This is a genomic window from Streptomyces sp. NPDC001732 (genome assembly GCF_053596315.1).
In genome coordinates, this window is record NZ_JBSFFY010000179.1 from 1 (window position 1) to 2545 (window position 2545).

The 2545-nt window shown below is 73.2% G+C and carries 1 protein-coding gene; it reads right to left on the reverse strand.

The window, feature by feature from the left end; genetic code table 11:
* Window positions 1-2545: KR domain-containing protein (locus tag ACWCXX_RS41150; protein WP_451136415.1), on the reverse strand; the 2545-nt coding region annotated here is incomplete at both ends.

The window sequence follows — 2545 nt, forward strand, 5'->3', positions numbered from 1 at the left end:
CATCCCCACCACCCGACAACAACTCCCAAAAACCCTCCGGCGAATCAATCCCACCCGGCAACCGACACGCCATCGACACCACCGCAATCGGCTCGTCGGAGCCGTGGTTGCGGTTCTCGTCCCGAACCGCGCCCCCGACTCGGCCGACGGCCCCGGTGCCCGCCTCCGTTCCGGAGTCCAACGCCAGCCTCTTCAGCAGCAGTTCGGCGATGGCCAGCGGAGTGGGGTGGTCGAAGGCGAGGGTGGACGGAAGGGTGAGGCCCGTCCTGGCGGAGAGGCGTCGGCGCAGCTCGACCGCCATGAGCGAGTCGAAGCCGAGAACCTTGAAGACCTGCTCCTTGCCGACCGCGCCCGGCCCGGACATGCCCAGGATCGTCGCGGCCTCCGTGCGCACCAGGTCCGTGAGCGGTGCCAGCCGGTCGGCCTGCGGCAGTACGAGCAGTCGGCCCCGCAGGTCCGAGGGGGCCGCCTCCGCGCGACCGGCCCGGCGCCGCGGCGCGCGCAGCAAGGAACGCAGCGCAGCCGGCACGGCCGACTCCCCTTCACCGGCCAAGCTCCTTTGGAGGCTGGCAAGTTCGAGCTTGACCGGAACGCAGTGGGGGTGGGCGGTGGTGAGGGCGGTGTCGAGGGACGCGAGTGCCTGGGCCGGGGTGAGGGCACCGATGCCCTGGCGGCGGAGGCGGGCGAGTTCGGCCTGCCCCAGGTTGGCGGTGAGGCCGGTGCCGGCCTGCTGCCACAGGCCCCAGGAGAGGCTGGTGGCGGGCAGCCCCTCGGCACGGCGGTGCGCGGCCAGGGCGTCCAGGAAGGCGTTGGCCGCGGCGTAGTTGGACTGTCCGGCCCCGCCCAGGACTCCGGCGGCGGAGGAGAACAGCACGAACGCCGCGAGGTCGAGACCGAGTTCTTCGGAAAGGTCGTGCAGGTGCTGGGCACCGTCGGCCTTGGGAGCCCACACGCGGGCGAGACGTTCGGGCGTCTGGGCGGTGAGCAGACCGTCGTCCAGGACCGCGGCGAGGTGGAAGACGCCGGTCCAGGGGCGGGCGCCGGTGGCGGTGAGCAGGTTGCGGACCTGGTCGCGGTCGGCGACGTCGCAGGCCCGGATGTCGACGCTTCGTGCCCCGGCAGCGGTCAGGGTCTCGATCAGGCCCTGGGCGCCGGGGGCCTCGGGGCCGCTCCGGGAGGTGAGGACCAGGTGGCGGACGCCGTGGGTCCGGACGAGATGGGTGGCCAGGGCGGTGCCCAGTTCACCGGTGCCGCCGGTGATCAGGACCCGGCCACCGGGGGCGAATTCGGGTGTGTGGGTGCCGCCGGGGGCGCGCGTGAGCCGTGCGGCCCGGATCTCCCCGTCGCGTACCGCGATCTCCGGTTCGCCGGCGACGAACGGTGCGTCGGCGGCCTCCCCGGCATCGAGGTCGACCAGGTGGACGGAACGCTCGGGGTGTTCGGCGCGGGCGGTGCGCAGCAGGCCCCACAGGGGTGCGTGGACCAGGTCGCCGACCCCGTCGCCGGTGTCCACGGCGTTGCGGGTGACCCACACGAAATCGGTGTTCTCCAGCCGCGGTTCACCCAGCAGCCGCTGGACCAGGGACAACGCGTCCTCCGTCACCGTCCTCGGGTCGGCGGCCGTCGCCGTGGCATCCACCACCACGCGTTCCGGCACTCCCGCGCCCGTGTCCAGCCGTACCAACAGCTCGTCGAACCCGTCCGGGTCCGCGAGCTCCAGGACGTGGACGGCGTCGACCGGCTGGGCGGTGAGTCCGGGCAGGGCTCGGAAGTCCATCCGGTAGAGGTGCTCGGCGGAGGACCCGGCGGTACGGATCTGCTCCACGTCGGCCTCACGCAGTTGCAGGTCCGCCCGGAGAACAGGCTGTCCGGCGGGGTCGGCCGCCCAGAGCCCGAGGGTGCTCTCCCCGTCCAGGTCGATCCGGACGCGCAGCTCGGTGCTGCCCGCGGCGTGCAACTCCGCGCCCGCCCATTCGAAGGGAAGTGGTACGTGCCCCTCGGCTCCCGTTCCGCCCTGCACAGCCACCATCGCGTGCAGGGCGGCGTCCAGGAGCGCCGGGTGAATGCCGAAGGCGTCGGCGTCGAGGCCGTCGGGGAGGCGTACGGTCCCGTACGCGGTGTTCCCCTTGCGCCACAGTTCGGTCAGCCCCTGGAAGGCGGGGCCGTACTCCAGGCCCCGCGCCCGGAACGCGTCGTAGAACCCGTCGAGGTCGACCGGCTCGGCGCCGGGGACGGGCCAGTGGGCCGGCTCGTCGAACCCGGTGCTCGCGGACCCCGTCGCGGCGTCGCTCAGTTCACCGCTCGCGTGGTGCCGCCAGGGCGCGTCGTCGGAGGCGTCCTCGGAGCGGCTGTACAGGGCGATCGTCCGACGGCTGTCGCCGGACGGGCCTGCCACTACGGCCTGGATGCGAACGCCCGTCTCCTGCGTGATGACGAGGGGTTCGAGAAGGGTCAGTTCGCCGACTCCGGCGGCACCGACGTGGTGCGCGGCGGTGAGGGCCATGTCGAGAAGGCCCGTGCCGGGGACCAGGACGGTCCCGAAGAC